5 protein-coding genes are annotated in these 3,283 nt (G+C 67.2%); 4 read left to right on the top strand and 1 reads right to left on the bottom strand.

Annotation, left to right across the window (positions count from 1 at the left end; all coding sequences use genetic code 11):
* Positions 1-117: 117 nt before the first annotated feature.
* Positions 118-903: a hypothetical protein gene (locus GY937_15850; protein MCP5058180.1), complete on the bottom strand. Its 786-nt coding sequence runs from the start codon at positions 901-903 to the stop codon at positions 118-120.
* A gap of 181 nt (positions 904-1,084) precedes the next feature.
* On the opposite strand from GY937_15850, the gene GY937_15845 reads away from it, so the two are divergent.
* From GY937_15845 to GY937_15830, 4 genes are all read left to right on the top strand, one after another.
* On the top strand, positions 1,085-1,855 hold the full coding sequence (locus GY937_15845) for a DUF1538 domain-containing protein (GenBank protein ID MCP5058179.1): 771 nt from the start codon (positions 1,085-1,087) through the stop codon (positions 1,853-1,855).
* Positions 1,855-2,676 carry a DUF1538 domain-containing protein gene (locus GY937_15840; GenBank protein MCP5058178.1) on the top strand — a complete coding sequence of 274 codons (822 nt, stop codon included), beginning with the start codon at positions 1,855-1,857 and terminating at the stop codon, positions 2,674-2,676. The genes GY937_15845 and GY937_15840 overlap by 1 nt, the downstream gene beginning before the upstream one ends.
* Positions 2,673-3,026 (top strand): P-II family nitrogen regulator, encoded by a 354-nt coding sequence (locus GY937_15835; GenBank protein ID MCP5058177.1) that lies wholly within the window; start codon positions 2,673-2,675, stop codon positions 3,024-3,026. The genes GY937_15840 and GY937_15835 overlap by 4 nt, the downstream gene beginning before the upstream one ends.
* Positions 3,023-3,283: hypothetical protein (locus tag GY937_15830; GenBank protein MCP5058176.1), on the top strand; the 261-nt coding region annotated here is incomplete at its 3' end. The genes GY937_15835 and GY937_15830, both read left to right, overlap by 4 nt.

Below are 3,283 nucleotides of genomic sequence, written 5' to 3'. Positions count from 1 at the left end.
CCGTTTGTCCCTTCGACCGGACGACGGGCTCCGCGGCCAACCCGGCTCCCGGCCCCAATCCCAAAACGAGCAATGCTCCACAGATCCGGGAGATGGCTACTCGTACCTTGCTACCACTCATGCTCGCCTCCTGCAGACCGCAACCGGCGAGCCGGCCGCGTCCTCACACTCTAGCAACGCAGTCCCGCCGCAGCGCTCGCGACGCCATTTTTCAAAGCTCTTCCACCACGAGAATTGTTGCGCCAACTCCCACCGACGACACGTCGGCACGTGCGATCGCGCAACGCGTCGCCAACGGCCCGACGACTTCGAACACCACCGTGGCGGCGACGACCACCGGAAGAATCGCCGCACCTGGTCCGGGAAGTGACGAGCGGCGATCAGCGCCATGCCGTGGGCGACTCCGGCCTGGGGAAGCATGGCCAGACCCATCCGGCGCAGCTCCGGCTTCCCAGTGCCGACGCGGAGCAGGGTCACGCCGAGCCAGCCTCCCAGCAGGCGCCCAACCACGCGCAGGACGACGTACGCGACCAGCCACGGACCCGCCTCTGCCAGGGCGTCCATATCGAGGGCCGCACCGGCCAGCACGAAGAACACGATCAGGAAGGGCCACTCGATGCCCTCGATCGCATGAAACGGACGATCGTGATGGCTCGCCAGGTTCGCAACCACGGCGCCTAGCGTCATCGATGCCAGCAGGAACGAGACGTCGAGCCAGAGCGCCAGGCCACCACAGAGGAATACCAGGCCCAGGGCCTCGTACAGGCTCGGCTCGTCTGGATCGATGCGCCCGGTCAGGCGCGCCATCGGCACGCCCAGCGGGACACCGAGAGCCAGCGCTCCGCCCAGATCCCAGAGACCGTGGAGTAGCGCTCCTGACCCGCCGTCGCCCAGCGCGAGCACACCGGCCTGGACATCACCTCGACGATCGGTGTCGATCCCGAAACGGAGGGCGGCTGGCAGATCACCACCGGCGATGTCGTGAACCGTTCGTCAACCGCCCTCACGTCATTCGTCGTCCATTCGGGCCGGCAGGCCAGCCGGGCGCTCCGGCACACGCCGGGAGTTGGGTCCGGTATACTCGATGGCGCGCATTGTGCGCGAAGAGGACGTCCTCGACACCGTGGCATGGCTACGATCGCTGCTGCGCTTTCTCTCAGGTAGTGCCCGCGACCTGACCCCGATCGTGCTAGTCATCGCGCTCTTTCAGCTGATCGTACTGCGCCAGCCGTTTCCCAATCTCGGCAGTGTTCTGATCGGCCTGGTCCTGGTCCTATTGGGTCTCGCCTTCTTCGTGCGAGGCCTCGACCTCGGCCTCTTTCCGCTCGGCGAGAGCATGGCGTACTCCTTTGCCCGAAAGGGGTCTCTCGGCTGGCTGCTGGCGTTCTCGTTCGCCCTGGGTTTTGGCAGCACGGTCGCGGAGCCGGCGCTGATCGCGTTCGCCGAGGAGGCCTCCAAGGTGGCGGCCCGCGCCGGGGCCATCGCCGACACCGACGGGGCGCGCCTCGAATACGCGCTCGGCCTGAGGCTCACGGTTGCGCTCGCGGTCGGCGTTGCCATCGTGATCGGCGTCCTTCGGATCCTGAGCGGATGGCCCATCCATTTCATGATCGCCGCGGGATACCTGCTCGTCGTCGTCACGACGCCCTTCGCGCCGGAAGAGATTATCGGCATCGCCTACGACTCCGGTGGGGTCACGACGTCGACCATCACGGTGCCCCTCGTGACGGCTCTCGGGGTCGGCCTCGCGTCCTCGATCGAGGGCCGCAATCCGGTCCTGGACGGCTTCGGGCTGATCGCGTTCGCCTCCCTGACGCCGATCATCTTCGTGATGGTCTACGGGATCATGATCTGATGTCGCTCCTCGCGGGCTTCCTCGAGACCCTGGGCGAGACCCTCCGCGACGTGCTGCCGCTCGTCGGGATCCTCACCTTCTTCCAGCTGCTCGTGCTTCGCAGGAGCCTGCCCCACCCGAAGCGGCTGCTGCAGGGCTTCGGCTTCGTGCTGGTCGGCCTGGTGTTCTTCCTGATGGGCCTGGAGCTGGCCGTCTTTCCCGTGGGCAAGACGATGGCCGCGCAGTTCACGGCGCCCGATCTGCTCGGGGCTCCTGCGGGCGGGAGCCTGGGCCCCGTCGACCCGTCGGCCTACCTCTGGGTCTACGCCTTCGCCTTCGCCATCGGGTTCAGTACCACCATCGCCGAGCCCGCCCTCATCGCTGTCGCGCTCAAGGCCGAGGAGCTCTCCGGTGGCGCGATCCGCGCCTGGGGTCTGCGCATCGCGGTGGCGCTCGGCGTCGGCATCGGCATCACGCTCGGCGCCTTCCGGATCGTCGTCGGGGCCCCTCTCCACTACTTCATCATGGGAGGCTACGTCGTGGTCGTCGTGCAGACGCTCTTTGCGCCGAAGCTCATCGTGCCGCTCGCCTACGACTCGGGTGGGGTGACGACCTCCACCGTGACCGTTCCGCTCGTCGCTGCCCTGGGCCTCGGGCTGGCCGAATCGATCCCCGGTGCGCGTCCCCTCGTCGACGGCTTCGGTATGATCGCCTTCGCAAGCCTCTTCCCCATGATCACGGTCATGGCGTACGCGCAGGCCTCGCGAGGGCTTGGAGGACGCAGCCGCCAGGAGAGCGCTGACAACGGCGCCCATGGGCTAGCATCGGAGGATCGGACATGAGGTTCAAGCTGCTGATCGCCCTGGTGGACGATGACCTGACCGAGGCCGTCACCGACGCGGCCCGCGAAGCCGGCGCCACCGGATGCACGGTGCTGACCAACGCGAGGGGCGAAGGCCTCCGGAAGAAGACGACCTTCCTCGGCCTCACCCTCGAGACCCAGCGGGACGTGGTCCTGCTCCTCGTCGAGGAGCATCGGGCACGCCACATCCTCGAGACCGTCGGGGAGGTCGGCGGGTTCGATACCAGCTCGGGCACGGGGATCGCGTTCCAGGTCGACGTGGAGGATGCCGTGGGCGTCGCGCATATTGTCGAGCGCATCACACCGAGCTTGGAGGAGGGAGAGCTGTGACGAAGAGGGATGTTATCCGGGTCGCCGACGTCATGGAGCAGGACTACGCGGTCGTCGACGGCGTGGCCACCGTGGCGGATGCGCTCGCGATCTTGAAGGAGAAGAACGCGCACTTACTGATCGTGGCGAAGCGCCACGAGGACGACGAGTTCGGCGTCGTCATGGTCTCGGACATCGCCAAGCACGTGCTGGCACCCCACCGTTCGCCCGAGCGCACCAACGTCTACGAGATCATGTCCAAGCCGGCGCTGTCGGTG

Source organism: bacterium (assembly GCA_024228115.1).
In the GTDB taxonomy this organism is placed as follows: domain Bacteria; phylum Myxococcota_A; class UBA9160; order UBA9160; family UBA6930.
Note: the sequence above shows the minus strand (reverse complement) of the source record. Positions and strands in the feature narration are given on the sequence as shown.